This window comes from Serratia sp. J2 (assembly GCF_046269175.1).
Lineage (GTDB): Bacteria > Pseudomonadota > Gammaproteobacteria > Enterobacterales > Enterobacteriaceae > Chania > Chania fonticola_C.
This window is the reverse complement of sequence record NZ_JBKABN010000037.1, coordinates 13,366-39,666: the sequence shown is the minus strand read 5'-3', so window position 1 is coordinate 39,666 and position 26,301 is coordinate 13,366. Positions and strand designations below refer to the sequence as shown.

Sequence of the window (26,301 nt, the reverse complement as noted above, 5' to 3'; positions counted from 1 at the left end):
TTGTGTCGGGTTCTTTTTCAACCAGATGTGTTACTGCAATACCGGATGCCAGCAATGGTGTCTGAGCCGGTCCTGCCATGGATACCCCTTGCTCCTTTACCGGCTGGTCATTTATGGCGTATTCCTTCTGGCGGAAGGAGATACAGACACCATTGCCGGCATTCGGTACACCAACTCAATTAAAGGAGATAGCCTTTGTCCTCCGCAGATAATACTGTTCACCATCTGCTCTGGTGCATTCTGATTGCACTACGTACCGCCGATCAGGAAAAGCCCTTCACCTCGGAAACAGCCCGCCGACGATTTATCGCGAACTGGCTGGATACGGCGCGTGGTAATCCCAGTTTTCGTGGTATGAATGCCGAATTCACCACGCTGCGTCAGTTGCTGGAAAACAGTGATAAAGCCGTTCCGGTTGACTCAACCCTTAGCGTTCTACTGAGTCATGCCTCTGCGGTAGAACAATGCGACCTGTTCCGCTTTCGTTCCACACTTAATATCCTGATGCAGAAAGGCTGGCGTCTTGTCATTTGCAGATTTCCAGAGAACATAACGACAGAACTGATGCAACGCCGACAGGACCGCCGCAAACATGCGCTTCAACTGACGCGCATGGAAAATTCATTCCAACCTACCGGGAATATGGTACTGCCTGTCACATTTCAACTTCTGCTAAATCGTACAGCAGAGACCATTGAAGACGCGGAAATGGTATTCCATACGGAAGGGTTTCAGGTCGTAGTGGCCTCCGAACTGGAGTTAGATAACCGGCGTCTCATCCGCACTCTGCACATCGGAATGCCTTCGTTACCTGCCGGGGAATGGACCCCTAGGGAAGACAAGATCTGGCAACCACCAAGGAACTCAGTCCCCTCGAAGAAGGAGAGTTATCACTGATAATACGCACCTCTTATTTGGTCAGAAAAGAATCGCCAATCGAAAGAGTAAGGAAAACCACCATGTGTATCACCGTCACCGAAAAGGATCTGCGTGAATTGCATATCCGCCGGGCAGCACGGGTTATTCAGTTCAAACGTGCCTGTCGGCTAAGAGCCAGAACGCCGGATAAAATGCCACTCAGTACGCTGTCTTCTCTGCGTAATTTAATCGATGAAGCGGAGGAAAAAATCGCAGAATTTCAGCAAGACTATCTTCGCTAACACCCCTCTCGTCACCCTGGCAATACCGTCCCCAACGCCTCATGCGGTACGGTTATTCCATTACCTGATGAAACCTATGAAAATCATTCACACATCCATGCTGCTTCCCGTTTTATTGGGTGGCTGCAGCTTGCCTAACCACCGGCCAGCTGACAGTGATGCCCGACAATTCGTGGATGCCCTGATAAGCACTAACTTGCAACACATCGAGTTGGCTCAAAAAAGCGTGAAGCAAGCTAGCGCAATGATGCAGCCCGTCCGTTCCCCACAGACAAAAACCAACATAACCACACCGCCAGCGACGGCTAGAGCTAGTGCGCCAGATACGTTGCAGGGGTTAACCCGGATCAAATCGCTCGGCACACCAGAGACTTTTACCTTGGTCAGGGTCAAAGCTCTTAATCTGGGGCTAGAGGCAACGCTGAATAAAGTGATCCCGGCAGGCTGGACCGCAATAATCTCTGCCGATATTCAAACGCAATCCAGGCAGCGGATAACCCTCGAAGCTAACGACCAGTGGCCGTACGTTCTCGACGAATTATTACGCCAACATGGATGGGTAGCTTTGATTGACTGGCCTAAGAAACAGGTCTCCGTGGCGTATGGCACACCAATGCTTGCGACCAAATCGGTCAATACACAAATAGTGGCCAAGCCACAAACAGCTGCGAACGCGACTAATCCATCCTCTCCGACTGCGATCGTCGCCACAGGCTCGCGTAATCCTTTCAACGGTACGCTAGATAAATCAACTCCAGCACAGCCCAAAAATGTGGCCGTACCGGTAGTAAAAGCAGTGCCAACTCCTAAAGTCTGGCGGATCGAAGCGGGTAGTACGCTGAAAGATACCCTATTCAGTTGGTCAGCCGCTGAGAAGTGCTCTACTCCAGGAGTGGCTAACTGGACTGTAGCCTGGCTGACATCGACAAATTACCGTATCGATGCACCGCTCCAATTTGAAGGCAGTTTCCGTGATGCGTTGAATAGCCTGTTTACCTTATACGGTACGGCGAAAGTGCCACTGTATGCCGGCATTCGCCATGCTCAGTGCGTCATTTCTGTTGACGACAAGGAAATCCACTGATGGCCAGTCAATAGGTTCCATACCCCTCTGTCCAAGAGGTTGCATTCGCAGCCTTAATTTCTGGAGGTACAAATGAGTAATCGCGGCAAAGTGATCATCACCGTGATAGTTCTGTGCTCCGTGTTCTGGATCCTGATTTGGGGAGTTGTGCGATGACTTACTGGTTGCTCTCGGTATTTCTAGGGCTATTGGTATGGGTCAACATACCACCTCATGACCAAACAGGTGCGCAGCTGCAAGATAGCACGTTGAGCCAGCGGGCTATTCAAACCGTCCGTTACATCAATGACATCAATGACTGGCGCTATAACAACCCTTCGCAAAAAGACGGTGTGATCCCCGACAGCGCCTTCGGCTGGTCATCCCTACCTGAATTACACAATGTGCTACAAGCTGACCGTGTGTATGTCTACCAGCCGGACCAACCTGGGTTGATGGCCGCGTTGTTGGCACAGAGCCGGCATTCAGCGTTGGTTGGAAAGGTCGTCGGAAGACGTCTGATCGACAGCTTTGGCAATGACATGCAGGTCAATGTACCGAACAGCATTGCTGACGGCAGTCTGGTGTACCTCAATTAACCCCCTTATCACCAATGACCAACAATACTCACCTCCAACTGGAGCCTTTTGATGAACTCAACCGTACCCATTATCACGCGATGTGGAAGAAAATACCGCCCGGCGTCATCGGGAGGCCGCACCCTTAACGATTTGGACGACGAGGTCGAGGCTCTCGAGTTGGAATATATCGAGGAGGAGGAACAGGTGCTGCGTCTACGGGTCTTGCGGGCACGTGTCGCTGCATTACCCTTGCCCCAGCCCTCAAGATTGTTGTCCGCAATAGATACCCTGCTGGCCTCTCACTATGACGAAATGGGGGATAGGAAGACCCGTCGTGAACTGGAGTACCTGATACACATCGCACTGAGAGAGAAGGTCAAAGCCCGCCGTGCAGGGGCCAGCACACAGACGTTGGCGGCACTGGCAACCACTATCCATTACTGCCGATTGGAGTTGGAGGATATCCCCCATACGGTCTTGGACATCATCTTCCATGAATTATCCTGGCGCATCGTTCTGTGGTTTGTTGTTTTCATTTTAATTGGCATGATTATATTCATTTAGCCAACACAGCAGAGTGATTCTACACGACATCAGAATCACCGCCTGAAATGAGGTGGCTTAAATGTAATCAGCGAGCCATATTTGCGAACTTTAAATCCATTTTTCCTTTTCTGCAGAGAAAACGGGTTCTTCAACGGAAGGCCACCGTATTGAAGGTTTAAACTGAATATTTCTTTTCTCGGTGTCTTTCTCTTTCCTTCAAAAATTATTTCAGCCCCATAATTCATTAATGCTTTAACCATTTTCTCTCTACGCCTATGGTCAATAACATGTGAAGCGATAGTGACTTCTTTAACACTTGGGGTTAACGCTGGTAGTAGCAGTGATACAAACCTCTCAATAAGCAGCGTTTCCTCCTCATCCTCAGTTAATGTGCTTTCTATGGTGGCATTATCATTGGTTTCTTTTTTCTGAAAGAAACTCGCATCCACATGAACAGATAACGAGTTAAAAATCATGAAAAAATAGACATTGTCCAACTTTGATGAAACATAAAACCTCATAATTTCAAAAGGTAAATGAAGTGACAGTATGCTAAGCAGTGACATTAATAGAAGAAATAACTCAATGTCCATGCGTGTATAATGGAACCAATAACTGGCACCTAACCATGTCGACAAAAAAAACGTAACCACCATCAATACAAATATGAGGCTGGAGCAATAATATTTTTGGAAAAAACCAACGTCTGATGTGAAACGTTTTCGAGAGAGGTAAGCCAGAAAACAAAATAAAGCAAAGAAAGTGACAGGAACGACCAACGGTACAGAAGGGATAAGGATCGTTGAGATATTGATCGTCATAAGTACCTATTTAATGAACATATTGCCCTGGCATAACACCACCATGAGTCAGCACTGGTAGGTGTGGCCTTTAACCGGACCACCATAATATCAGCGAATAACACCAACCTCAGCGAAAAAACGTCACGCACTTCAGTTTCCATAATCTTATCAAGGCTTTCTATGAAAAAAAACCTCCCCCTAACAGGGCTGGCGGCGACATTGTGTTTGCTGCTTTCCGGCTGTGCGCCGCTTGAGCGCATCAACAAGATCGACAACACCGTCTCGCAGGACGAAAAACGGGCAGATAAGCATCTTCATGCGCTTAAAAAGGGTTCTGTGGTGCGTGACTTAACCTCCCAGTGGATCAACCCTTACCCGTTAAATGCCCTGCCAGGCAGCAATAGCTTACTGCCACCTTGTGCTGTGGCCATCAATCGGCCTGGGAGCATCACGCTGGCAGAAGTCAGCGCCTTTATCAGTAAACGTTGCCAGTTGCCCGTGGTGGTGACGCCCGATGCGCAGGCCATATTGGCGCCAACAGGGGGCAAAACGGAGCAACTCAGTGGCCCCGTTCCGGCGCCAGATCCGAATGGGATGGTGCCTTTGGCTGCGTTGGGCGGTTCACCCGTTCGCCCCGCACCGGCCGTTACCACGGGGACTGCACTCAGGGGGGTGTTCTGGCAGGGAGAGTTGGGCGGTTTGCTCGATAATGTCACCACTCGCCTGGGATTGTCATGGCGTTATGAGCAAGGCCGGATCGCCATTTTCTATCTCGACACCCGGACGTTCCCGGTCATGTTTATGGACAGTAAGGCGAGCTTTGGCTCAAAAACCGTGAGTGGCACCACCTCATCGATGGGGGCTACGGGCGACAGCAGCGGCGGTGGGCTCAGTGGCGACTCCAATACCTCACAGGCGACTGAGATGGAAATCAAATCAAGCCTGTACGAGGACGTCACCAATACCATTAAGTCGATGTTGACGCCGGGCACCGGGCGCATGAATTTATCCGCCGGTGTATTGACGGTTACGGATACACCGCGTGTGCTTGAGCAGATAGGCCGCTATCTGGATGACCGTAATAAAGAGCTTAACCGGCAGGTGGTGCTCAACGTCCAGGTCTACAGCGTTGAGAAACGTACTCAGGACCAGTACGGCATTGACTGGAACGCTGTTTTCAACAGTGGCAGCGTCGGATTGTCTCTGACCAATGCGTTCACCGGCGGTTCATCCGATGCCCTGAATGGCGGTATTTCCATACTTGACGGCAAAGGGGCGGGCACCAAGGCCTTTATCAAAGCCCTGTCCGAGCAGGCGAACGTCAGCGTGATGACAGAAGCCTCGAGCATGACGACCAACCTGTCAGCGGTGCCAATTCAAGTTGCGCTGCAACAGGACTATGCCTCGAACGTCACTACAGAGAACACGGCGAACGTCGGCTCCTCAAGCAGTATCACCAAGTCGACAATCACCACGGGCTTTAACATGACGGTGCTGCCGTTCCTGATGCCCCAGTCGCCAAAAATGCAGCTGCAGTTTGCGATCAATATGTCGGATGACCCGACCATGCGCACGTTCACCAGCGACAACACCTCGGTCGAACTCATGAAGACTCGCCTCAAGACGTTTACCCAGCGCGTCATCATGCAGTCTGGACAGACGTTGGTGCTCAGTGGTTATCAGTCTCTCAATAACACCGCCAACCGCCAGGGCGTCGGCAGTTTCCGCTTCTTCGGACTCGGTGGCGGTGCCAACGGTGAAAACAACAAAACCATGCTGGTCATTCTTATCACTCCGGTCATTTTGGGATAAGCCATGAAACAACAGACTACCTATACGCTGCAGAATGGGCGTGCCTGGCTGGTTGCCGGATTGCACTGGCAATATCTGCCGCTACGTGGGCGCCGTAGCATGCGCTTACGCGCGAAAGAAGCGCATGCCACGCATTGGGCGGTATTACCTACCGGCGACGGTCAGGCACAAGGCACCCTGCTTGGCACCGTCACCCTCACGGACAAAACGCGCCGAAAAGGCGGCCGACATACATTGGCATCAATGGCGTTAGCCGTCCTGCCGGCATTACCAGAGGCCTGTTACGGTGTTTTCCCGTTGGCCAACGAGCAATACTGGTTCGTGGCTGTCAGCGACGGCATGTTGTCACCGTTCGGCGATATCGTGGGGGATGAGGCGGCGATACGCATAGCCGTGTCCAATTTTCTGCAAATCACCGCTGATCCCGCGGCGGGTTGGACGGTATATGCACCCAGCGGCTTCTTTCCCGAGCTAGACGCCGAAGATAAGACGCTCTTGACGTTGATCGACAACAAGGTGGGTTTGCGACGAGCGCGTCTCAACCAAACCCATAATCCGCAGATGCTGTGGCTGTGGGGCATTGCGGTGGTGGCCCTGGGATCAGGGTATGTGGGCTATTCGGCATGGCAGACGCATCAAGAAGATAAGCGTATTGCCGCTGCTCAGGCTGCGCTGTTGGCCAGGCAACAATTGGAGCAACAGGCTCCGGCCGACAACCTGAAACCCTGGGCAACGCAACCGCGATTCCCGCCGATGCTCAGCGCCTGCAGTAACGTGTGGAAAGACGCGCAGATCTCTATTGCCGGCTGGGTATTCAATACGGCGACGTGCGATGCCCACGGCAAGATCACGCTGCACTACACTTTGCCGAGCGGGGGCACCGTGGGGGACTTTGCCTTGCGGTTACCCGTACTCTATGGTGCAGACATTCAGCCGGTGTTTAATATTCCCGGCAGCGCGGATGACGCTTCCTTTGCGTTACCCGTGTCGCTTTCTCTCCCAGAACACCCCGAAGCACTGCTCCCGGGCAGCCAGCAAATTCAGCATCTGACCAGCTATGCCCAACGTATCAATGCCCGTTTGCGCCTTAGCGAAATGGACGTAAGCACGCAGTTAACGCAGGGCGATGTACAAAACCTGCCATGGCGAACCTACAGCTTTACGTTCATTACCGACATTCCTCCTGATCGGTTGTTTGCGCCGACGCGCTTCAACAGCAGCGGGATAAGGGCGTCCAGTATCACGACGACACTCAAGAACAATCGCCTGGAATACACCATTGAGGGACTTCTGTATGCCAACCGTTAAATCCGGAATAACACCCTGGGCGTTGTGCCTGGTGCTAACCGCACCAGGTGTCTTCGCCGCGCCTGTCACAGACATACCGGCGGCTCCATCTGCTGCACCTTCACCTTCGGTTGAGCAGTCAGTGAAACCGCCAACGTCAGCAGATATTCCCCTCCCAACCACCTTCACGCGCGCGGAAGCGGGACGCGCATTAAATCTTGGCCAACTGGAAGCGATACAGGCTGAGACGGTGCTGTATGAGGCCCAGCTTGCTAGGGCAAAGGCGTTGAATGAACTGCAAAAGAACGGTTATGACCGTGCACTGGATCAACCCTTCAACCCGGCGCCCCCTTCTCAGGACAACAAAACGGAGGTCAAAGGCGCGGCGCAAGATGCCGTTCCGCCACAGATTGTCGAGATCACCGGCACGGGGAAAGGTTTCACGGCCGTGCTGGCACTCAGCAACGGTAACCAGGTTACGGTGCAGTCAGGGGATCGCATTCCGGGTACGGAATACGTTGTTAAACGGATCAACCTCAATGAGGTCGTTGTCTCCGGGAAGAACTCAATGCGGGTGTCTCTTTCCTTTGCGGGGTAACCAATATGTATGAGAAACGTGGTTCAACCTATATCCATTTAGATCTGGCCAATTCTGACGCCCCGACCTTGTATGTGTCTGACGCGCACAATAACAGTCTGGCCGTCACGTCAGAGATTGCTGGCGCGTTTAAGCAATACCCCAGGCTGAAGGTTAAGCGGGTCCAGCTCGACAAACTGAAAGCATTGCAACAAAGCCAGGTCACAGACAACCCCGATGCTAACGATTACTCCGCTCAACAGGCGAAAATCATCGGTTTTTTTCGGGAAGCCAAGAAGAAAGGGGCCAGCGATATTCATCTGCTGATCGGGATGAATAATGTGACCGTGGTGCAATTTCGCGTGCATGGCGACCTCGAAACCGTGATTCAACTGGATCGCGCCGAAGGAATGACGCTGGCGTCGACGATTGTGATGTCGATGTGCGATGTGGCCGAGAAAAGCTTTAACCCCAATCGCGCCCAGGATGGGCGGGTGCGCAAAGAGTTCCTGCAAGGCCTTGAACTCTTCGGGGCACGCTATGCGCACACACCGGCAGAGTTTGGGCTGTATGTCGTGATGCGCATTTTGCCTGATGAAGGAATAGCCCCGCCCACGCTGGACCAACTGGGCTATTTACCCGAGCAGCAAACGCTTATTCGCCGCATGCTGGGCCGTCCCGAGGGCGTCATCATCCTGTCCGGTCCGACCGGCTCCGGCAAAAGTACCACTCTGCGCACGTTAAGCGACATGTACCTGTCTTTTACGGGGCACCGAAAGCGACTGATGACGCTGGAAGATCCGCCGGAGGGGCTTATCCTCGGGGCCGTACAAACCCCCATCATTGCTGATAAAAACGATCCGGATGCGGTTAGTCGTGCCTGGGTTCGGTCTATTTCTGCAGCGTTGCGCCTGGACCCTGATGCCATGGTCGTGGGTGAAATTCGTGATGCCAACTCGGTTAAATCAGCGCTGACGGCGGCCAAGTCCGGCCACCTGGTGAAAACTACGCTGCATGCCAATGACGCTGTCGGCATTCTTGACCGCCTGACCGACACGTTGGGTATCCCAATGGGTCAGGTGGCCGATCCGCAAGTCATGATCGGGTTAATCGCTCAACGCCTGGTGCAGCTGCTGTGCCCGCACTGCAAGAAAAGCTGGCGTGCGGTCAGCGACAGCCTGGAAGAAGAGAAGAAAGCGTTGCTTGAGCGTTTTTGCCACGTGGAGAAACTGGCCTTTCGCCATCCGGAGGGATGTGAGCATTGTTATAAGGGCGTAACTGGCCGGCGTGTCATCGCTGAAGTTATTCGTCCCGATGCCCGATTCATGGAGCTGTTTCGCCATAAGGGCAAGCTGGCCGCGCGCAGTTATTGGGTGAACGCGTTGGGCGGCATAACTCGCGGTCAACACCTGCTTCGTTACCTCAACGAAGGACTGGTCGACCCGATTGATGCGGATTACATCAGCCCGCTTGACGAAGATAGCCTGACCTTGCTCGCCCCGGAGGTCACATCATGATTTCCCGCTGGCGCGAACGTCTGACGGCACTGCGGAGCAACGTGCCGTCATCGGAAAAAATGAATGAGGGGCTAGGCCGCTGGTTGGCGCAAAAGACCTTCTCCACCGCTGACCGCCTGACGCTCTACGAGGACCTGGCTTTCCTGCTCGACAATAACCTTAAAGTAGAAAAAGCCATCAATTCGATGATTGGGAGCTACGGGCACAAGCGCCCCCCTGTGGTCTATTGCCTGGAAGATATGCTCAGCGCATTGCGTCAGGGCAAATCAGTCGATCAGGGGTTGGCATCCTGGGTACCCCGACAAGAGGCCGCCATCCTCAGTTCCGGTGTTCAAGATGGCAACCTGGCTGCCGCCTTATACCGGGCGATCACCGTGGTGCAGGGGATGTCGGATATGAAATCAGCGTTGGTTTCCACCCTGGCTTATCCGACGCTGCTGCTGGCAACCACGTTCGCCATGATGAAGATGGTAACTGTTTATTTTCTGCCTCGCCTGGCGTCATTATCCTCCCGAGAACACTGGGCAGGTGGGTTGTGGTGGCTCAGTGCCATCTCAGAATTCTTTGTCAATAATGCCTTGGTTCTCAGTGGGCTGGTGATCTTGTTAATCGGGTTCATTGTTTGGTCAATGCCAAATTTGATGGGGAAAATACGACAGCATGTTTTGGACCGTTTATTGCCCTGGAGCGTGTATCGCGACGTGCTCGGCGTGGGCTTCCTGCTGAACTTCAGTGCGCTGATGCGTGCACAGGTGAAGACGGAAGACGCCATCGAGATGCTGAGCCGCTATGCACCGCCCTGGTTGTATGAGCGATTGGCCGCAACCCAGCGTCAGGTTAAACAAGGTGACCACCTGGGGCTGGCATTACGCAATGCCGGCTACGGATTTCCCTCCCCACGTGCTATCGACAAACTGGTCCTGCTCACCGATGGCGATAACGCTGAAATGATTATTGAAAATTTTGCACGGGCCTGGCTTGTGCAAACCGTAGCCCGGATCAAGCGGACGGCATCTTTGCTTTCTTACATCGCATTGAGCACCAACGCTGGCTACATGATCCTGATCCTCCTGGCCACACAAAACCTCAACGACCTCGTGGGTGCGCATTAAGGCGTTCACTCTCATCAAAATCTGAAGGAAATAATAATGGAACTGACACACACTCCTCACTCGGCTGTCAACCGTGGGGCAATTACCCTGTTTGAAGCGGTCATCTATTTTGTTCTTGCCCTTGCCGTATTGGCTATCGCCATTACCCAGGGGGGCAGTTTGTTTAACCGTAACGACGCCAGCACGGAGTACAGTAATGCTGCGGAGCTGATGACCAATACCCGCACCATGTTGAAAACGTCCGGTATCTATAATTTTGCTGCTGCAGATGCCATGACCGGTGCGCTTATCCAGTTTGGCGGTGCGCCAGCCAACATGACGGTTGTTGGTACCAAATCCTCCGGCAGTGCCAAGCTTCAAAACTTGTGGGGGGGGGCGGTCACCGTACAACCCGTTTCGACGGCAGGCGGGCAGAAGTCGACCTTCTCACTGACCTACGCGGCAGTTCCACAGGAAGCCTGCATTACCCTGGCGACCAAGCTGAGTGCTGCGCCGAGTATTGTGACCACCATGGTCAACGGCACGTCTACCAACGGAGCGATCGCCGCCAGCGCCATTGGGGCACAGTGCACTGCCGATAAAGGCTCTGTCGGTCAAAACACCCTCATGTTCACCAGCAACACCTAATGCCCGTCCCGCCGGTAACGTCCTGTTGCCGGCTTCCTTCTGGAGTGCATTCTTATGTTGTTTTCCTTTCAACGTGCCTTGTCCTGTCTGGTTCTGGGCGGCGCGTTATTGCTCTCGTTGCCCGCGCAGGCGTTCTGTTTTAACGAAGCGGGCGCCCGCTATAAAGTCGACCCGCTGTTGCTGCGCGCGATGGCCACCGTCGAAAGCAGCCTTAACGCTCGTGCAATAGGTGAAAATGTCAGAACTGATCGGCGCCGGATGCCGAAAGGATATAAGCCACCGGTCTTGAGCCGTGATTATGGACTGATGCAAATCAATGAGCGCCATATCCCTCAGTTACGCGCACTGGGTATCTTAAATAACGAACAGGATCTGCTGAATAACCCATGCCTGAACGTCCAGATCGGTGCCTGGATATTGGCCAAACATCTCAAACAATGCGGGGTCAATTGGCAATGTCTGGGCTCTTATAATGCGGGGTTTGCCGATAACAATGGCGAGCGGCGCATGATCTACGCCCGCAAGGTGTACACCATGTACCTGAAACTCAAGGGAGGTGTAGCCTGATGCCCCTGTCCCTTCTGAAGTTCTCGCTACTGATAGCCCTGGCCAGCGCCGCTCTGTTCATGGGTGCCCAACCGTTGGTTCATCGGGCGAAACAATTCTTGCTTGAGCATGATGGCCCGCCACTCACTCGGCTGCAGATCAGGGGTGTCACCCTCGTTTTCGCCGGTACCGGCACAGTCCTGATCGCAACGACAGCACTCGCGGGTTCTTCCTGGTTAGGCACTGTCAAAATTCTGGGGCTGTTGGCGTGGGGTATTCCCATGGTGCTGCTTGATATGCGCAATTACTGGCTACCGCTGCGTTATACCTCCGGATTCTGGCTGACAGGTCTGCTGTTTACCTTTCTGCCTGGGAGCTCGCTCACACTGACAGAGGCGCTCACAGGCAGTATCGGCATGTTTATGTTCCTTTATGCCTTTCACTACGGAGCCAAACGCCTGCGGGGTGAAGAAGGGTTTGGCCTGGGCGATGTTCATCTGATCGCCGCGCTGTGTGCCTGGTTTCCCTGGCCGTTGGCCAGTGTGCTGAGCGGATGTGCCTTCTTGCTGTTTATCGTCGGCGCGCTGCTGACGCGAAAAAATGCCCAACCTTATGCACCCTGGCTGTTCGCCTTACTGGCGGGGCTGGCCGGATGCTTCCCTCAACTGACTCTATCGGGTGCCTTATGACTGTTGACGCTGCCAACCCTCGTATCAACCGGGGCCTATCGCTCATCTCAATGGCCATCGTGCTGGCGATCGTGTTGATTGCCGCCCCCATTGGGCTGGAAAGATATTCTGACTATATGGAGGAACAAACCTGGGTCGTGACTGCCACACACCTGAGCACGGTGAGCCAGGGTGCACGCCGATACGTTAAAGATAACTACGACACGTTACTGAACCAGGTCAAAGGGGGCGGAAACGTCACGGTAACGGGGCAGACCCTACGGGATAAAGGGTATTTACCGCCGGGTTTTTCCCTGACCAACAATAATACCCAAACCTATATCCTCGCCGTGACGCGCAATCCCACGCAGACCGACAAACTGGTTGCCTTTGTGTTGACGGCCGGCGGTCAGGATATTGCGTTCAAGGGGCAGCGGTATATCGCCCAGAACACCTCTGGTCTTGGGGGGTATATCTATCCCGCCAATATTGCCAACGGTGCCGGCGGTGGCTGGCAAGTCAACCTGTCGAGTCTGGGGCTCAGTGGGCAGAGTGGTCACCTGGTGGCCTACCTGACGTCTGATGTATTGGCCGGTGGGGCAGAAGAAAGCGATCGCTTGTATCGTTTCAAAGTTAACGGCCGTCCCGACCTTAACAAGATGCATACTGCAATTGATATGGGCGCCAATGACGTGAATAATGCGAATAATATCACCGCTAACGGGGATATCCGCAGTAATAGCGGCTGGCTTATTACCAAGCATGGTAAAGGTTGGCTCAATGAAGACCACGGCGGTGGGCTTTATATGGATGACAACGACTGGATAAGGTCGGTAAACAATAAAGGCATTTATACCGGTGGCCAACTGAAAGGCGGGACAGTTCGTGCTGATGGGAGGGCATCTGTCGGTGAATATCTGCAACTGGATGGTACGGCAAATGAAGGCTGGGGGTGTAGCCCAAATGGTTTAGTTGGGCGGGCCGCTGATGGTGCTCTTTTATTCTGTCAGAATGGCGTATGGAAAGGCGCAGGGAAAAGTAACGGTTCCTACCAACAATTGGGGTATCACGTCGGTAATTTTTCAGGAAGTAATACAGGAAGTACAACGATGTGGATCACGGCGATGGGTGGACAATCTACGAAGTTTGGTTTAGCGGTTGATGACGGTGCATGTGAAAATACTTATGCACTAGTCGCAAATGTTAATAATTTAACTGTGGCAACAAGTATGAATAATAATATTGGTTGGGCAAAAAGTACAACTATCAATTTCGCCGTGCCCGCTGGCACTAACTACAATATTGTTTCAAATCCTTTGCCTGAACGAGGGTGTAGCCCTGGGCAATTTTGGGTACTGGCCTACCAATAACGTTCACTTCCCGCTTTATTTCCAAAGGAACTCAATCTGATGTCAGATTTTCACGTCAGCAGCGATATCCGCGTAGACCTGACGGACTGAACAACACCTAAAGATTGAAAAGGTAAATATTGATGAAAAAACAAATGACGGAACGTGAAGCCGAGGAATTTTCACACATGCTCCGCACCGAACACCTTGCTTCCTCATCGATTAGCGCTGCCAATCCCAAAGGAGCTATGGAAAGAATATTCAGGCTGGAGACGGCAACGTCTCATAACTGGAATATTGCCGTCAGGGGAAAGGCCAGTGATGGCATGAGGGTGCCCCCAAAAAAAGACTGACCTGTTTTTCCAGCTCTGATTATCTCTCCTCATTTCGCACAACCCTGTTAATCCCCCCTCTTAACACATGGCAACGCTCATTCAATGCTGTGTTATTTCAGGAATCCTCAAGATGAAAACCACGTATCTTGCCGCGCTGGCAGGCATTCTGCTGTCCGGTTGTCAGGCGCAACAACCTCATAATACTGTCTCGCTGACGCAGGTATCAGACGATGCCTCACGTATCCGCAGCACACAGCAGCAACTTTACCTCGATGGTGCACTGAACCAGAAGGCCACGCGACTTCCTGGCAGTTTCGCGGCAAACAGCGACAGGCTTTCACTGAACTGGGAGGGGGACGCTATTGAGCTGCTCGCCCAGCTAGCCCGTCAGCGCGGGCTTAATTTTGCATACAGCGGGGTTCGGCTGCCGCTGCCCGTCAGCGTTCATGTCGACAACATCACGTTTGAGAACCTGCTCCGCCAGCTGGAAACGCAGATAGGGTGGCGTGCAACCCTGAAACAGCAGCCACTGGAGCTGCACCTGTACTTTGCGCTTCCGGATAAAGGAGGTCGCCTCGCATGAAACGACAGCTACTTGCAGGCCTGCTGCTGTGTTGCACGCTGCCTGCATTCGCAGAAGATGCCCCACCTGCAGATATGGCGGACTACCTCAACCCGGCCGTCAATGATTTTAACGGGCTGAGCGATACCGTCTGGCAGATGCTCAACGATGCTGGCCAGACGGTCGGATTTCAGGGAGGTAAAGCACAGCGCGCCTGGGAACTTCGTCAAATACTAACCGCCCGCGACAGCGTACTGAACAACATGTACGACTTTCGACCGCTTATCAGCAAACAGGGTTATCTACCGCCAGTGATCGCCACGGCGAGCGACATGGCACACGTGACGCCAGATCAGATCCGGTCAGCGTACCGCACCTATAACATTCTGGTCCCGGCCCGGTTCGTCAGCAATCCGCCGGGCTGGCGTATCTGGCTCCTCCCGGGGCTTGCCAGCAAACGTATTGATGCACCGGATGCCGGCGTACGCCCCAAAAACAGCAAAGAGAAAACCGTCTGGGAAAAAGCCGTGCGTCGTGGCTGGGAGGAGGGTCGCCTCAGTGCCGACCGCACGCTGGAAGCCAACTTTAACCGCCTGACCCGCGATTTCACCGGAATGTTGCGTTACTCCACGCTCCTGCAGCAGGGCATCATCCAGGCGCCGGATGTGAAGGAATCACAACAGAGCGTTACCGGCACACGTGACGAGCTGATGATTGGCGATAAGGTCAAACGCATTCAGGATCCTGCCGGATTCGTGGTGGATAAAAACAAATGGAAGCCCGTTATTCGTAAGGAGGCGCAATGACGTTTCCTGCATTTGATTTTCATGAGCATGGCGGGATGCATGCCGACAGCCTACGGGCATTTCTGGTTCACTGCGCACGACACAGCGTCTCCGATATTTTTTTGCAGGGCGGCGGTCCCCTGGTTGTGGACCTCCATGGACGTAAAGTCCGCGCCAGTGAGTTCCGCATCGAGCCTCCCCAGCTGACAAGGTTGATGGATGACGTCTTTTCGGAGCAGATAAAGGGCGACCTGAAAGCCGGTAAAGGGGTGGATCGGGCGCTGCAGCTGACCGGTGATATGTATAACCGCTATGGGCTGGCGCGCGGAGAAAGCCTCCGCTTTCGCTGCAACTTTGTTCAGGCCACTATCGGTGATTACGATATGGTGCCAGCGCTGACACTCAGGGTCATCCCGACGGTTATTCCGGAGCTGGAGTCGCTGGGGCTTGAAGAGGATTTGATCACCGCCCTGCTGCCACATAAAGGCCTTGGCCTGATCACGGGTGAAACCGGGTCCGGTAAATCCACCTTTCTGGCGTCAACCTATCAGCACTGCGCGTTACATGACCGCGACCGCAAGATAGTTACGGCAGAAGACCCCATCGAGTTTCTGCTGAATTTCCCCGAGTCGATTTTGATGCCTGAACAGTCACAGATTGGCCGGGACGTGGCGTCATTCGCTGAACACCTTCGCCTGACGCTGCGCCGTGCCCCGGGCGTCATTGGTGTCGGTGAGATTCGTGACCCGGAAACGCTCAGCGGTGCCATCATGAACGGTCAGTCCGGGCACCTTTGCCTATCTACCATGCACACCAATTCCCCCGGGGAGACTATCCCCCGCGCCCTGATGCTGGTTCCTGAGGATCAGCGTGAAGCGATGGCCTGGAACCTGCTCAGTAACCTGCAGTATGTCATTACCCAGCGTCTGCTGCGGACCACGGACGGGAAGCGTCAGTCGGTCAGGGAATATCTGGTGTTTGATGACGAGGTGAAAGAGTCACTTGGCCAGCTGAAGCACACGCAGTGGCGTACCTGGATTGATAACCATCTCAGCGCGCGCGGTGAGCGGATGAGCGATAAAGCCTGGCGGATGTATCAGGCCGGGATCATCGACCGCAGGGAGCTCCTGACGGTCATCAGCCCACGTGAAATGACACGGAGGAAAGCATTGTGAACATCTGTGAGTGGCGGGACGCAGGTCGCCGGCTGGAGATTCTGGGGATACCGGTCGTCCTGTTTGCGTTGTACTTCGCCTGGTTCCAGTGGCCTGAGACCAGCACAATCTGGGCGGTCACCATTCTGATTATCTTTTTCCGGATCCTCTCCTTCTTCGGCTTCACAATCACCGTACTGTGGCAACGACTGGTTAGCCTCCTGCGTGGCAGGCAGCTGACCGGACGCCCGTGGTGGTATCGCCGGTTCTTTGAATAAAAGCAGGAACTGATTATGCAAAAACGTACCTACCTCACTATCACGCCGGATAACAAAAAGGACGCCCTGCGTGCGGCCGGGCGTCTTGATGATGGGAAATATGCCCTTGAGTATGATCGTTCAGAAAAACTCTGGTTTGCGGTGGCGGACGCAGACCTGGAGAAAGTGAAAGCCTGGCTGCCCGAAAACACCGTGACGGACGTCGGTCAGACCATCACCGATAACCTGACACCGGCGGAAGAGTTCGCGCAGGTGCTTAAGGATGCAGGATTCATACTCCCCGGTAACGGTTTGCCGGAAATGGATGGAAAACGCTACAGGGTGGCCATTGAAGGCGGTAAGCCTGGAAACGTCGATGGTGCCTATCAGGGCTTTCTCGATGGTCGTCCGGCGGGATGGTATCAGAATCACCGGGCAAGCGAAGGCAAGGTGAACTGGACCTCCACCGGCTCACATACCTATGACCCGGCAGAGGCAATGAAACAGCGGGCGCTGGCAGCACAGAAGCGCTGGGATCGCCAGATGCAATCTCAGCTGGAGTTTGCGCAGATGGGAAAAACCCTGACGAGGCAATGGAGCAAAATGCCGCCCGCGCCGGACTCTCACGCATATCTGGCCCGGAAAGGGGTACCGGCCGCCAACGGGGTTCGTCTGGATAAATACGACAACCTGGTGATCCCGTTGCGAAACGGCGACGGCGAACTCCGCACCCTGCAGTACATCAAACCCGACGGCACCAAGAACCTGAAGAAAGGCGCAGAGAAGACCGGCAACTTCTTCGTGGTGGGCGGTGAGCTTAGCCCGCAGCGTCCCGTGCTTTACGCAGAAGGTTATGCCACGGCCGCCAGTCTGCATCTCGCCACCGGAATGCCCGTTGTGATGACGATGGATGCCGGCAATCTGGTGACAGTGTCACGAAATCTGAAGGCACGCTACCCGGACAGTCACCACATTATCCTGGGCGAAGACGACTTCACCAAAACCAATACCCGGGGTGAGCAGGATAACAAGGGCGCGAAAAAGGCGCAGGAAGCCGCTTCGGCTATTAATGGCGTTTACATCATCCCGTCCTTCACCGAAAGCGAACGCACACAGGCATTCGCCGGTACCGCCGCCTTCAGCGATTTTAACGATATTCACGTAGCCAGAGGGCTGGAAGCGGTACGCGAACAGCTGGCCCCGGTATTCGACGAACTCATTCCCGACTGGCGTCAGTCCTTTACGGAGACTCACAGCATGCCTGACAACGACATCCGGCAGGATGAACCTGCCGTTCCATTCCCCGATATCTCTGACTACCCGGACTTCGGTGACGATTTTCAGGGGGAGTTTACGCCGCCAACGGAGGTATATGTACCGCCGGAGCCCGCACCTGAACTCGTAGAGCCAGAAGCCCCAGCTTCGCCACCGGCGCCGACGACCAATGAAGAAGCCTCTCTTTCACCTTCTCCAGAAGATCTGGCCTCACCAGCGCAGGCGCTATCCACAGAGCCCGCCATCCCGGTAGCAGAAGAAATCTCCCCTGCAGACACGTCGTCTTTAACCGCGACGGACAGCTCTCATGTGGCCAGCGCCGACCTGCAGAATGCACCCCAGGCTGACGTCGCCAGTGCGGAGACGTCACCGTCCGTCAGCCCCCCGGCACCGGATAGCGTTGCAGAGGCACTGCGGGCTGATGCCGGCATTCCGCCGGTCACAGAGGTACCGTTAGAGCCCGCGCCTTCGAAGGACGAACCGCCACAGCCGGCCGCGGCAGACGTCGATCCTGCCGCTCAGGAAAATGGCTTTTCACTCACCTTCGGTCGCCTGCCGGGAGATGTCAGCCCTGAAGGACCGGAAGTGGCACGCATCAACCTGGATGAGCTCCTGCAGGGACTGACCAGCCGGCAGGAAGGCCGAACCTGGGTATACGCGCTCGATGGAGAAGATGCCTTCCGGGATTATGGCGATCGCATCGTAATGGCCACGCCGCAGGCCAGTGAAAACGACCGCATGATCTTGGCCGCACTGCTCTCAGCCAAAGCCAATCAGCGCGGTGCCGTAGAGGTTACCGGCAGCCCGGAGTTCATTCAGCGCACGCTGACGCTGATTGCCGATCACAACATCGAGGTACATCTGAAAAACCCGCAGCAGCGCGAACAGTTTGAAGCCCTGCTGCAGGCCAGAGCCGCTGAGGCAACGGCGAAGAACGGTATCAATATCAGCACGCCCGGGCAGGAAGCAGCACCATCACCTGCTGCGAATACACCGCCAGCAGCACCCGGGGCAGCACCGGCCGCCCCCGGAAATGGCACCGCCAGTCAGGCCACGCCGAAGGCTGCTGAACCCGCAGCCCCAGAAATGAGCGTCTTTGAGAAAGAGACGCTGAGAACGGGACTGACCGGCAAGCTGCTTGAATCCGGACGGGCGCCCTACCAGTTCGACAAAGCCAATACCGAGAGTTTTTACGTCCAGCTGCGTACAAAAGCCGGCAACAAAACCTACTGGGGCGTGGAGCTGGAGCAGGCGCTGAAGGACAGCGGCCAACAACAGGGCGATATCGTGAAGCTGCAGTATCTGGGTAAGCAACCCGTGACAGTCAACGCTCCGCTGACGGACAAGGATGGGGTGGTCATCGGATATGAACGCCAGGAGAAACACCGCAACCACTGGTCATTGACCCCCGCTCAGGACAACCGCCTGCTGGTTGCTGACCGCCACCACGTCGCACCGGCAGCGCTGTCTGCCTATGACGGCAATGCCTTCTGGCAGCTACAGCAGCAGGTGGTTAAGGCGGCCGCCCTGTCACTGTCGCTTGCATCGCCGAATGGTCACGGCCTGCTGTACACCGGGCCGGACGGTGAGGGACAAAAACCGCCGCAATCACCGCCGGAAAATGCCGTGGTACCGGCCATATCCAAAGCGGCGGGTTCGGTGGTCATGCATGCGGCAGGCGCCGATGGTGAACTGCTGGCACACCTGGTGAAAGCCCACGGCGATTACCTGCAGGGCGTAATGCGTCATGAGGGCGAACTTCGCCACGTGCTGGCACGGATATGCACCGGCGCCAACGGCAATACCTGGCTTGCCGTGAATACCGTCTCCGATTCCGGCGCGCTCGCGCTGATAGGTCACGGCTCGGCCGTGAACGTCGTGAAGAACGGCGAAGCGCTGCGGGATACCTTCGCTTTTCAGCTCAAAGGGAAGGACGCACCGAAATTTGCCGTTCCCCTGGTCTCACCGGAAAAGCTCCCGCCGGCCCTGCACAGCAAACTGGGGTTCGACAAGCCCTGGACACCGCCGAAAGCACCGGAGCCGGAGCAGGCACCCCGGGCGCAGGTTAAGCCGGCCAATCAACCGCAACCCATGTGAGGACCTCATGCGTAAAATGCTCTGTACCACCCTGTTGTTCCTGGCGTGCCTTCCTGCCGCCGATGCCGCTTCCTGTCGTGCCGGTACGGCCGCAAAGGCGGGCAGTGAGGCCGGTTATAATCGGGCTAAAGAAGCCGCCGACGCCTGGTCACAGCGCCAGAACAACGTCACCGCGTCACTGGGAGACTGCCTGGGGAACATTTCCACCACCATTACGGCCCCGACATTTCCCAATCTGACCGACATCATGAATCAGATTGGCCAGAAAATTTGTCAGGCAGCCCGTGACAAAATCAGTGACTACGTCCCTCCGACCATTGACCCCTGGGGAGACTATGCCTCTGGTAACGGCCTTTCGTCCTACAGCTCGGGAACGACATCCATTCCCGTCACCACGCCATCGTCCAGGACGGCCACAGACAGTGGCCGTTCTTTTATCTCACTGAACTGACGGAAACTATCCAGTGACGAAACAATCTGCCGCCTCCCCCGGGGAGGCTTCTTTTGCTAAAGCTGAAATGAATCCAGAGCATGAGCGTATGGCTCCGTTCATGGAGGCGCTGCAGCTGCATAAAGACAGGATGCTGAACGCCTCCTTTGCCCGTAAGTGCCTAGCGGTCGCTCTGGTGTCCGTCTCCTTCAATCTGGTGCAGTTTCCGGTTAACGCCTGGCTTGCCTGGCAGGTGGCACATCCTCCGGTGAAATACTTCGCCACGCTCAACGGCAGCGTGCTGGCGCAGTACCCGACGTCAGAGCCCGCCTATAGCGACGATGACGTGATTGCATTTGGTGACAAGGTGGTACGCAGCGCCTTCCAGCTCGACTTCAAAAACTTCCGCACGCAGATAAGCGATCAGCAGCAGAAGTTTTCCGAAGACGGCTTCAGGAGCTACTACAGCGCACTGACAAACTCGAACCTGTTTTCAAAGGTGAAAACGGACAAGCTGCTGATGTCGGCCAACGTCACCCGCAAGGGGATGATTTACCGTCGCGGCCGGGAAGGTCAGGGTGGACCTTACATCTGGGAAGTTCAGTATCCCGTCACCCTGAGCCTCGATGGCCAGACCCGCAGCCTGCCACCCCAGAACTTCATTTTTACCATCCGTATTCAGCGCACCGACGTCAGGCTCAAGCCTGAAGGAATCGAAGTGGCCTCCGTGGTCACCCGGGATACCCGCTAAATCTTGTCAGGAAACCTCATGAAAATTCGACTTCTCACGACAGCATTATTGCTCTTGTCGGCAGGCCCCGTGCTGGCTGCTGATTGGGCTGATGCCCGAACAAACACCCCCACGACGGCGCTACCACCCGCCCCTGCTGCACCGACCAATCCACCGGCGGCGGCGCCGCAAAGCGAACCGGAAACGGACATCACCGCGCCGTTACGTCAGTCTCCGCCGGCGCCACCATCCGCAGCGGAAGCCTGGGCTATCGGGCAGGCCGCCCCGCTCAACCGAGGTGAAATTGAAAACGTCAGCCGGGCCGTCGATGACGCCAGCCGCGGGAGGGCCTGGCAGCCTGCTGATGTGGTCCCTCGCATTTCCACGCTGACGGTGAATCTCTCTCCGGGCGCCTCGCTGCCAGTGCTCAGAACCGCGACGCACCAGGCCAGCACAGTGATGTTTACGGACAACACTGGCGCCCCCTGGCCACTGGCGGCGCCTCCCTATAACGCGAACTCCGATGGCTTCACGGTAAATTACATTCCGGACAGCAGCGTGATGACCGTGCAGGCCCGGCGGCAGTATGACCGGGGGAATGTCACGGTCTACCTGAAGGGACTTGCGGTACCGATTATCGTGGACGTCACCAGCGGTGAGGCAAGTAACAAAGCCGCTTCCCGCGTGATTGATACCCGCCTGGATCTGCGTATCCCACAGCGCGGGCCGCAGGCGAAAAAGATGCCGGCACCACAATCAAAGATTGGCCTGAACGATCCCACGCTGCAGGCTTTTCTCGATGGCGTTCCCCCTAAGGATGCCCGCCGCCTGAAAACCGAAGGCGCAGTCCCTGATACGCAGGTCTGGCAGATGGGTGACGACCTCTTTATCCGCACCCGCAGCGAGCTGCGTGATGCGTTCGAACAGACCCTGTCCTCCGGCGATGGAACCTGGCTGTACAAACTGCCACTGACCCCGGAAGTGGCGTTCTCCCATGCCGGTAAAACGGTCTGGATGACTTTATCTCTGGAGTAAATATGGCCGCTGAAAAAGACGCCCGCCGGGACGTAAAGAAAACCGGCTTAATCATCGTTGGCGGCGGCTTTGCCGCCATTGCCGGGATTTTCTTGCTGGTCTCCTGGCTGAATGCTCCCCCGCCGTCAGTGTCACGGATAAGCGTGGATAAAACGGCGGGGGGAACAGGGAAAACCACGGCTGAAAGCCCGCAATACCAGACCCTGCTCAGAGAAAATAACGCCGACGGGGCTAAACAGGCGATGGCGAACAACACCAGTTTTATCGCCTCCGCCGGCTCCGGTACGGTCCGCCAGGTCCCCCCGATTTCACAGGAGGCCCCGCCTGCACCGCCGGCACCGCGGCAGGAGGAATCCCTGCCACCGCCTCAGCGGATCCAGGCACAGTCGCTCGACCCGGATCGTAAAAAAGCCCTGGAGGCCCTGCTCAAAGAGCTCGTCGCTCAGCGCGGCGCTCCTGCAGGTCAGCTGGCAAGCGTAACCGGACAAGCCCCAGGGCAATCGGCCCAGACTGGCGGCGCACCCGGTGTGGCTGCAGCAAGCCCCTTCTCCGGATGGACGGACAGCCTTTCACCAGCAACGCAAACCGGGAATGCCGCAGGTTCAGGCGGGACAGCCGCTGACCGCATCGTTATTCCTGTCGGCAGTCGTCCGGGCGGCCTGATTGAGACGGCGATTGATTCGGACAACACCGGATCACAGGTGCTGGCCCGCATTCCGGCGGGGCCTTATGCCGGCGCCACACTGACCGCCAATGGCGTCCAGCTTGTCGGCGATGGCGTGTCCATTCACTTCACCAGTATGGACTGGAACAACAACACCTGGCGTATCGATGCCTGGGCGGCCATGCCGGATACGCTGCAGTCATCCGTCGCCTCGTCCGTTAATAACCGCTATGCAACGCGCATTCTGCTGCCGGCGCTGGCTCACGGCCTGGGGTTAGGTGGCCAGCTCTATGCCAGCGCCAATACGCAAATCCTGAGCAACGGATACAACACCATTGAGGGCCGCGTGGGCATGCCGGACGGTAAAGCGGTGGCCGGTACCATCCTCGGCGGGGCGGCCCAGCAGGCAGGTCAGGTCATCAGCAACGACGCGCAAAAAATCCCGGTGAAGCAGGTGCTGGTTGACCGTGGTCAGAGCATCGCCGTGCTGTTTATGACCGCCGTGAAGGAAAGCGACAAAATGATTAAGACCCGTGACGAGCCTGCTGCAGTCAGTCTGCAGCCGGCCAGCCGCATGGTTCCAGCCTTACACCCCTGAAGAGAAACGCCATGAAAGAAAAATATTTCGATTCGGACCTTGAGCCCGGGGCTTCGCCCTTGCCGGAACTTCACCCGGAACCGGAAGCCGAAAAGGCTGAGACGCCGGCCAAAGACAACGACCAGAAAGCCAGACGACAGTTCATGGGCTATGACCTCAGCACGTTGCTGATTGCCGGCGGCGTGCTGGTTGCCATGCTGGTCTATGCCGTCTGGCCGGATGAGCCGCCTCCGCGCGCCTTTGTTCCTGACCATCAGGCGGCACCGGTAACGGTGCCGGTTGTGGAAGAGGTTCCTGCACCTGAACCACCTCAACCCGCAGAGTCTGTTCAGCCCGCCGCCCCCCCGGTTGATGCGCAGGCGCTGCAACAGGTCAGCGAGGCCAGCCAGCAGGGGATAAATGCCCTGAACGATCGGGTCAGCGAGGCAGAACGACGCCTGACGGCGCTTGAGGCCCGGATGAAAGCCGCAGGCACCGTGACCCCCGCCCCGGCCAGCGCTGTCAGCCCGCCGGCAAAACGCGCCGCCGTTAAATCCACGACCACGCGCCGTACATCGACGGTACGGACAGGCGCTGCGAGTCAGCGCAGTACCGGCGTGCAGGGATGGCGAGTGCATACCATTTACCCGGGCATGGCCTGGATAACCCACGGAGGATCCACCTGGTCGGTACAAGCTGGCGATACGCTCAACGGCATGTCCATTCGCAGCATTAATGCCACTGCACGCACCGTCACCACAGACAGGGGCGTTATTCGCCAGGGGGGCTGATGGACGCCATTCAAATCCTGGTACAGGTTGCCGACGGTCTCAAGACCAGCGGTATCCGCCTGATACTGGCCCTGGGTTTTATGTTCGGACTTGGCGGATGCATCTTCACGCTGTTTTCCGTCGCCCAGCGCGCCCGTAGCGGTAAACCGGCCAGCGGGCTTAAAGCCCTGGTGTCGGTCTGTCTCGGCGGCGCCCTTATCGCCCTGCAGCAGATGATGAACAAGGCCGCCCATACCCTGAGCTTTGGCGATGTCTCCTTTGATGCCATCGCCTATGCCCCAGACTCCATGGGTCAGGCCAAACTCGCCATCGATGCCGTACTTACCCTGCTGCGTGCAGTCGGGGTGTTGTTTTTCTTCATGGGGCTGTCCCGTATCCGCCGCTCCCTGGTGGATGGCCACACTGGCCTGTCAGCCCGGGAAGACGTCTCTGCCGGTATGGTGATGCTCATCTGCGGCATTCTCCTTGCCTGTAATCCACAACTGCTCAATGCCCTGCAGAACACACTGCACCTGAGCTGGAATTAACTCCATAAACAAAAGAGGTTTTAACCATGCGTCATTTCACACTGTCCGTTTCCGTTCGTCTCTGGCTGGCTGCGGCTTCTCTGGGTCAGCGTCTTCTCGCCCCGCTGGTCGCGCTCTTGGGCACCCTGACCCTGCCCGCTCACGCGGCTGATGATATTTTTGGGATGATGGATCAGGTGGCCGATGGGGCCGATAACTCGGGAAAAAGCCTGCTGAAACTGGCGAAGTTTGGGGGGATTGGTCTCGTTATCATTGGCGTTGCTCTTTGGGTAGCCAAGAAAAAGAACCCGCAGATTGGTTGGGGCTGGGTCCTGACCTGTATCGGTGCCGGCTGCATCATGATTGCCATCGACCAGTTCATCAAAAAAGGTCAGAGCACCATTCAGCTGAACCCGGTTGATGTGGGTTAATGTCATTCCCCGGCGCGCTGGCGCCGGGGTCCTGCTTTACAGGAGGTTATCTTGAACCGATTCCCGGAGGTCAGTTTCCTTTACCCCGTTCAACTGGAGCCCTGTCCGCCCGACGACAGTGACACAACGCTCCCGTCCCTCAACCTGAAAGCACCTGAGGCCACGGTGCTTTGCCAGTGGCTCCTTCCTGTTGTTCCCGAGTTTTACCACTGCGGGATCACTGCCGATGCCGGCTACGACTGCAACGTCTGGCTGCTTCCCCTGGCCTCTCTGACAAAACAACTGGAACAGCTGACGTCAGACCAACGTGATGGCACCATGCTGACAGAACCGCTGACAAAAGCCTGCCGCCGCTGGTCCCGCCATCACGTCACGCATCTGCGTCTGACTGCCGCCATACGTTACCGGCACTTTGACATCGAGCAGCAGGTCTGGGGGCATGAGCATGCCGGGCATAACCCGGCCCTGCGCCAGCGTGCAGCAAAGCTCACCGGTGATGCCTGTAAGTTTTGCGGACACGTCAGCGTCAGTAACCTGCCGGCATTTCTGGACAACAATCCGGAAAACACCCAGGACGATAATGTGACTGTCGCCTGTAGCGTATGCCTGTGCAGCCGCCATCTGAATCGCCTGGGCGCGAATGATGGCGTGATGGTTTACCTGCCTGAGATCGCGCCGGCGGACATCAGCCGGCTGATAAGAACGGTGGTGGCCGCCCGACGTGACGGAGACCAGCGCCAGCAAAATGGCGCCGCAATGATCCTCAACTGGCTTGCGGCGCACCGGGCTGAGACAGAACGCTTTTGGGGAACCAGTCATCCGGGTGAGTTTGGTCAGGCTCTGCAGCAGTCATCACCGGTACTGCGGGAGTCGCTGCAACAGCGTCTGCGCCATATCGTCCTCATCCCGAATCCGGACATCGTCGCCGCCCGTTCGTCCAGCCTGAGCCTTCCACCAGGTCAATGGACGTCCCTGTACAACAAGTACTGCCGCCAGTCCTGACGGCGCTATCAGAGAAAGTTGA

29 protein-coding genes are annotated in these 26,301 nt (G+C 55.9%); 28 read left to right on the top strand and 1 reads right to left on the bottom strand.

Going from position 1 to position 26,301, the window contains the following annotated elements:
• Window positions 1–195 precede the first annotated feature (195 nt).
• The 5 genes from ACKWMY_RS25515 (at window position 196) to ACKWMY_RS25495 (ending at window position 3,368) form a co-directional block, all read left to right on the top strand.
• Window positions 196–897, top strand: coding sequence for a hypothetical protein (locus ACKWMY_RS25515; protein ID WP_409487319.1), 702 nt, complete (start codon window positions 196–198; stop codon window positions 895–897).
• Between the two features lie 62 nt (window positions 898–959).
• Window positions 960–1,160 (top strand): hypothetical protein, encoded by a 201-nt coding sequence (locus ACKWMY_RS25510; protein ID WP_409487318.1) that lies wholly within the window; start codon window positions 960–962, stop codon window positions 1,158–1,160.
• A gap of 76 nt (window positions 1,161–1,236) precedes the next feature.
• A complete protein-coding gene (locus ACKWMY_RS25505) occupies window positions 1,237–2,244 on the top strand; it encodes a toxin co-regulated pilus biosynthesis Q family protein (protein WP_409487317.1) in 1,008 nt (335 codons plus the stop codon).
• A gap of 152 nt (window positions 2,245–2,396) precedes the next feature.
• Window positions 2,397–2,822, top strand: a complete 426-nt coding sequence (gene pilM / locus ACKWMY_RS25500) for a type IV pilus biogenesis protein PilM (protein ID WP_409487316.1) — start codon at window positions 2,397–2,399, stop codon at window positions 2,820–2,822.
• Window positions 2,823–2,873: 51 nt separating this feature from the next.
• The gene (locus ACKWMY_RS25495; protein ID WP_059202269.1) at window positions 2,874–3,368 is read left to right on the top strand and encodes a hypothetical protein; all 495 of its coding nucleotides are present in this window, start codon (window positions 2,874–2,876) and stop codon (window positions 3,366–3,368) included.
• A 35-nt stretch (window positions 3,369–3,403) separates the two neighbouring features.
• Here ACKWMY_RS25495 and ACKWMY_RS25490 read toward each other — a convergent pair whose 3' ends face one another.
• Window positions 3,404–4,171, bottom strand: a complete 768-nt coding sequence (locus ACKWMY_RS25490; protein WP_409487315.1) for a hypothetical protein — start codon at window positions 4,169–4,171, stop codon at window positions 3,404–3,406.
• Between the two features lie 162 nt (window positions 4,172–4,333).
• On the opposite strand from ACKWMY_RS25490, the gene ACKWMY_RS25485 reads away from it, so the two are divergent.
• The 23 genes from ACKWMY_RS25485 (at window position 4,334) to ACKWMY_RS25375 (ending at window position 26,279) form a co-directional block, all read left to right on the top strand.
• Entirely contained in the window at window positions 4,334–5,965 is a 1,632-nt protein-coding gene (locus ACKWMY_RS25485; protein WP_409487314.1) for a PilN family type IVB pilus formation outer membrane protein, read from the top strand.
• Window positions 5,966–5,968: 3 nt separating this feature from the next.
• A complete protein-coding gene (gene pilO2 / locus ACKWMY_RS25480) occupies window positions 5,969–7,273 on the top strand; it encodes a type 4b pilus protein PilO2 (RefSeq protein WP_409487313.1) in 1,305 nt (434 codons plus the stop codon).
• Complete coding sequence (gene pilP / locus ACKWMY_RS25475) at window positions 7,260–7,850, top strand: type IV pilus biogenesis protein PilP (RefSeq protein ID WP_059202272.1); 591 nt, start codon at window positions 7,260–7,262, stop codon at window positions 7,848–7,850. Before pilO2 ends, pilP begins: the two co-directional genes overlap by 14 nt.
• A 74-nt stretch (window positions 7,851–7,924) precedes the next feature.
• A complete protein-coding gene (locus tag ACKWMY_RS25470) occupies window positions 7,925–9,346 on the top strand; it encodes a GspE/PulE family protein (protein WP_409487312.1) in 1,422 nt (473 codons plus the stop codon).
• The gene (locus ACKWMY_RS25465) at window positions 9,343–10,458 is read left to right on the top strand and encodes a type II secretion system F family protein (protein WP_409487311.1); all 1,116 of its coding nucleotides are present in this window, start codon (window positions 9,343–9,345) and stop codon (window positions 10,456–10,458) included. The genes ACKWMY_RS25470 and ACKWMY_RS25465 overlap by 4 nt, the downstream gene beginning before the upstream one ends.
• 36 nt (window positions 10,459–10,494) lie before the next feature.
• Window positions 10,495–11,085 carry a type 4 pilus major pilin gene (locus tag ACKWMY_RS25460; protein WP_409487310.1) on the top strand — a complete coding sequence of 197 codons (591 nt, stop codon included), beginning with the start codon at window positions 10,495–10,497 and terminating at the stop codon, window positions 11,083–11,085.
• A gap of 54 nt (window positions 11,086–11,139) precedes the next feature.
• Window positions 11,140–11,652 carry a lytic transglycosylase domain-containing protein gene (locus ACKWMY_RS25455; RefSeq protein ID WP_409487309.1) on the top strand — a complete coding sequence of 171 codons (513 nt, stop codon included), beginning with the start codon at window positions 11,140–11,142 and terminating at the stop codon, window positions 11,650–11,652.
• Window positions 11,652–12,320, top strand: a complete 669-nt coding sequence (locus tag ACKWMY_RS25450; RefSeq protein ID WP_409487308.1) for a prepilin peptidase — start codon at window positions 11,652–11,654, stop codon at window positions 12,318–12,320. The genes ACKWMY_RS25455 and ACKWMY_RS25450 overlap by 1 nt, the downstream gene beginning before the upstream one ends.
• Window positions 12,317–13,669, top strand: coding sequence for a shufflon system plasmid conjugative transfer pilus tip adhesin PilV (gene pilV, locus ACKWMY_RS25445; protein ID WP_409487307.1), 1,353 nt, complete (start codon window positions 12,317–12,319; stop codon window positions 13,667–13,669). Before ACKWMY_RS25450 ends, pilV begins: the two co-directional genes overlap by 4 nt.
• 122 nt (window positions 13,670–13,791) lie before the next feature.
• Window positions 13,792–14,001, top strand: coding sequence for a hypothetical protein (locus ACKWMY_RS25440; protein ID WP_409487306.1), 210 nt, complete (start codon window positions 13,792–13,794; stop codon window positions 13,999–14,001).
• A gap of 112 nt (window positions 14,002–14,113) precedes the next feature.
• On the top strand, window positions 14,114–14,566 hold the full coding sequence (locus ACKWMY_RS25435; RefSeq protein WP_059202276.1) for a DotD/TraH family lipoprotein: 453 nt from the start codon (window positions 14,114–14,116) through the stop codon (window positions 14,564–14,566).
• Complete coding sequence (locus ACKWMY_RS25430; RefSeq protein WP_409487305.1) at window positions 14,563–15,351, top strand: type IV secretory system conjugative DNA transfer family protein; 789 nt, start codon at window positions 14,563–14,565, stop codon at window positions 15,349–15,351. Before ACKWMY_RS25435 ends, ACKWMY_RS25430 begins: the two co-directional genes overlap by 4 nt.
• On the top strand, window positions 15,348–16,505 hold the full coding sequence (traJ, locus tag ACKWMY_RS25425; protein ID WP_409487304.1) for a plasmid transfer ATPase TraJ: 1,158 nt from the start codon (window positions 15,348–15,350) through the stop codon (window positions 16,503–16,505). Before ACKWMY_RS25430 ends, traJ begins: the two co-directional genes overlap by 4 nt.
• Window positions 16,502–16,762, top strand: a complete 261-nt coding sequence (icmT, locus tag ACKWMY_RS25420; protein WP_059202219.1) for an IcmT/TraK family protein — start codon at window positions 16,502–16,504, stop codon at window positions 16,760–16,762. The genes traJ and icmT overlap by 4 nt, the downstream gene beginning before the upstream one ends.
• 15 nt (window positions 16,763–16,777) lie before the next feature.
• Entirely contained in the window at window positions 16,778–20,113 is a 3,336-nt protein-coding gene (locus tag ACKWMY_RS25415) for an LPD7 domain-containing protein (RefSeq protein ID WP_409487303.1), read from the top strand.
• A 7-nt stretch (window positions 20,114–20,120) separates the two neighbouring features.
• Entirely contained in the window at window positions 20,121–20,564 is a 444-nt protein-coding gene (locus tag ACKWMY_RS25410; protein ID WP_071926323.1) for a hypothetical protein, read from the top strand.
• 88 nt (window positions 20,565–20,652) lie between these two features.
• Window positions 20,653–21,294, top strand: coding sequence for a DotI/IcmL/TraM family protein (locus ACKWMY_RS25405; RefSeq protein WP_409487302.1), 642 nt, complete (start codon window positions 20,653–20,655; stop codon window positions 21,292–21,294).
• A gap of 18 nt (window positions 21,295–21,312) precedes the next feature.
• A complete protein-coding gene (locus ACKWMY_RS25400; protein ID WP_409487301.1) occupies window positions 21,313–22,308 on the top strand; it encodes a DotH/IcmK family type IV secretion protein in 996 nt (331 codons plus the stop codon).
• 2 nt (window positions 22,309–22,310) lie between these two features.
• On the top strand, window positions 22,311–23,570 hold the full coding sequence (traO, locus tag ACKWMY_RS25395; RefSeq protein ID WP_409487300.1) for a conjugal transfer protein TraO: 1,260 nt from the start codon (window positions 22,311–22,313) through the stop codon (window positions 23,568–23,570).
• Window positions 23,571–23,581: 11 nt separating this feature from the next.
• Window positions 23,582–24,340 (top strand): hypothetical protein, encoded by a 759-nt coding sequence (locus tag ACKWMY_RS25390; protein WP_409487299.1) that lies wholly within the window; start codon window positions 23,582–23,584, stop codon window positions 24,338–24,340.
• On the top strand, window positions 24,340–24,867 hold the full coding sequence (traQ, locus tag ACKWMY_RS25385) for a conjugal transfer protein TraQ (RefSeq protein WP_209530575.1): 528 nt from the start codon (window positions 24,340–24,342) through the stop codon (window positions 24,865–24,867). The genes ACKWMY_RS25390 and traQ overlap by 1 nt, the downstream gene beginning before the upstream one ends.
• 26 nt (window positions 24,868–24,893) lie before the next feature.
• Window positions 24,894–25,277, top strand: a complete 384-nt coding sequence (locus ACKWMY_RS25380; RefSeq protein WP_209530577.1) for a DUF6750 family protein — start codon at window positions 24,894–24,896, stop codon at window positions 25,275–25,277.
• A 318-nt stretch (window positions 25,278–25,595) separates the two neighbouring features.
• The gene (locus ACKWMY_RS25375) at window positions 25,596–26,279 is read left to right on the top strand and encodes a hypothetical protein (RefSeq protein WP_409487298.1); all 684 of its coding nucleotides are present in this window, start codon (window positions 25,596–25,598) and stop codon (window positions 26,277–26,279) included.
• Window positions 26,280–26,301 lie beyond the last annotated feature (22 nt).

Excerpts from the sequence above, each read along its gene's own strand:
- traO (WP_409487300.1), top strand. The coding sequence starts at position 22,311 with ATGGCCGCTGAAAAAGACGCCCGCCGGGACGTAAAGAAAACCGGCTTA.
- ACKWMY_RS25505 (WP_409487317.1), top strand. The coding sequence starts at position 1,237 with ATGAAAATCATTCACACATCCATGCTGCTTCCCGTTTTATTGGGTGGC.
- ACKWMY_RS25435 (WP_059202276.1), top strand. The coding sequence starts at position 14,114 with ATGAAAACCACGTATCTTGCCGCGCTGGCAGGCATTCTGCTGTCCGGT.
- ACKWMY_RS25440 (WP_409487306.1), top strand. The coding sequence starts at position 13,792 with ATGAAAAAACAAATGACGGAACGTGAAGCCGAGGAATTTTCACACATG.
- ACKWMY_RS25490 (WP_409487315.1), bottom strand. The coding sequence starts at position 4,171 with ATGACGATCAATATCTCAACGATCCTTATCCCTTCTGTACCGTTGGTC.
- traJ (WP_409487304.1), top strand. The coding sequence starts at position 15,348 with ATGACGTTTCCTGCATTTGATTTTCATGAGCATGGCGGGATGCATGCC.
- pilV (WP_409487307.1), top strand. The coding sequence starts at position 12,317 with ATGACTGTTGACGCTGCCAACCCTCGTATCAACCGGGGCCTATCGCTC.
- ACKWMY_RS25465 (WP_409487311.1), top strand. The coding sequence starts at position 9,343 with ATGATTTCCCGCTGGCGCGAACGTCTGACGGCACTGCGGAGCAACGTG.
- ACKWMY_RS25380 (WP_209530577.1), top strand. The coding sequence starts at position 24,894 with ATGCGTCATTTCACACTGTCCGTTTCCGTTCGTCTCTGGCTGGCTGCG.
- ACKWMY_RS25405 (WP_409487302.1), top strand. The coding sequence starts at position 20,653 with ATGGCTCCGTTCATGGAGGCGCTGCAGCTGCATAAAGACAGGATGCTG.
- ACKWMY_RS25390 (WP_409487299.1), top strand. The coding sequence starts at position 23,582 with ATGAAAGAAAAATATTTCGATTCGGACCTTGAGCCCGGGGCTTCGCCC.
- ACKWMY_RS25460 (WP_409487310.1), top strand. The coding sequence starts at position 10,495 with ATGGAACTGACACACACTCCTCACTCGGCTGTCAACCGTGGGGCAATT.
- ACKWMY_RS25495 (WP_059202269.1), top strand. The coding sequence starts at position 2,874 with ATGAACTCAACCGTACCCATTATCACGCGATGTGGAAGAAAATACCGC.
- pilP (WP_059202272.1), top strand. The coding sequence starts at position 7,260 with ATGCCAACCGTTAAATCCGGAATAACACCCTGGGCGTTGTGCCTGGTG.
- ACKWMY_RS25430 (WP_409487305.1), top strand. The coding sequence starts at position 14,563 with ATGAAACGACAGCTACTTGCAGGCCTGCTGCTGTGTTGCACGCTGCCT.
- ACKWMY_RS25400 (WP_409487301.1), top strand. The coding sequence starts at position 21,313 with ATGAAAATTCGACTTCTCACGACAGCATTATTGCTCTTGTCGGCAGGC.
- ACKWMY_RS25485 (WP_409487314.1), top strand. The coding sequence starts at position 4,334 with ATGAAAAAAAACCTCCCCCTAACAGGGCTGGCGGCGACATTGTGTTTG.
- pilM (WP_409487316.1), top strand. The coding sequence starts at position 2,397 with ATGACTTACTGGTTGCTCTCGGTATTTCTAGGGCTATTGGTATGGGTC.
- ACKWMY_RS25375 (WP_409487298.1), top strand. The coding sequence starts at position 25,596 with ATGCTGACAGAACCGCTGACAAAAGCCTGCCGCCGCTGGTCCCGCCAT.
- ACKWMY_RS25450 (WP_409487308.1), top strand. The coding sequence starts at position 11,652 with ATGCCCCTGTCCCTTCTGAAGTTCTCGCTACTGATAGCCCTGGCCAGC.
- ACKWMY_RS25455 (WP_409487309.1), top strand. The coding sequence starts at position 11,140 with ATGTTGTTTTCCTTTCAACGTGCCTTGTCCTGTCTGGTTCTGGGCGGC.
- ACKWMY_RS25415 (WP_409487303.1), top strand. The coding sequence starts at position 16,778 with ATGCAAAAACGTACCTACCTCACTATCACGCCGGATAACAAAAAGGAC.
- traQ (WP_209530575.1), top strand. The coding sequence starts at position 24,340 with ATGGACGCCATTCAAATCCTGGTACAGGTTGCCGACGGTCTCAAGACC.
- ACKWMY_RS25410 (WP_071926323.1), top strand. The coding sequence starts at position 20,121 with ATGCGTAAAATGCTCTGTACCACCCTGTTGTTCCTGGCGTGCCTTCCT.
- pilO2 (WP_409487313.1), top strand. The coding sequence starts at position 5,969 with ATGAAACAACAGACTACCTATACGCTGCAGAATGGGCGTGCCTGGCTG.
- ACKWMY_RS25510 (WP_409487318.1), top strand. The coding sequence starts at position 960 with ATGTGTATCACCGTCACCGAAAAGGATCTGCGTGAATTGCATATCCGC.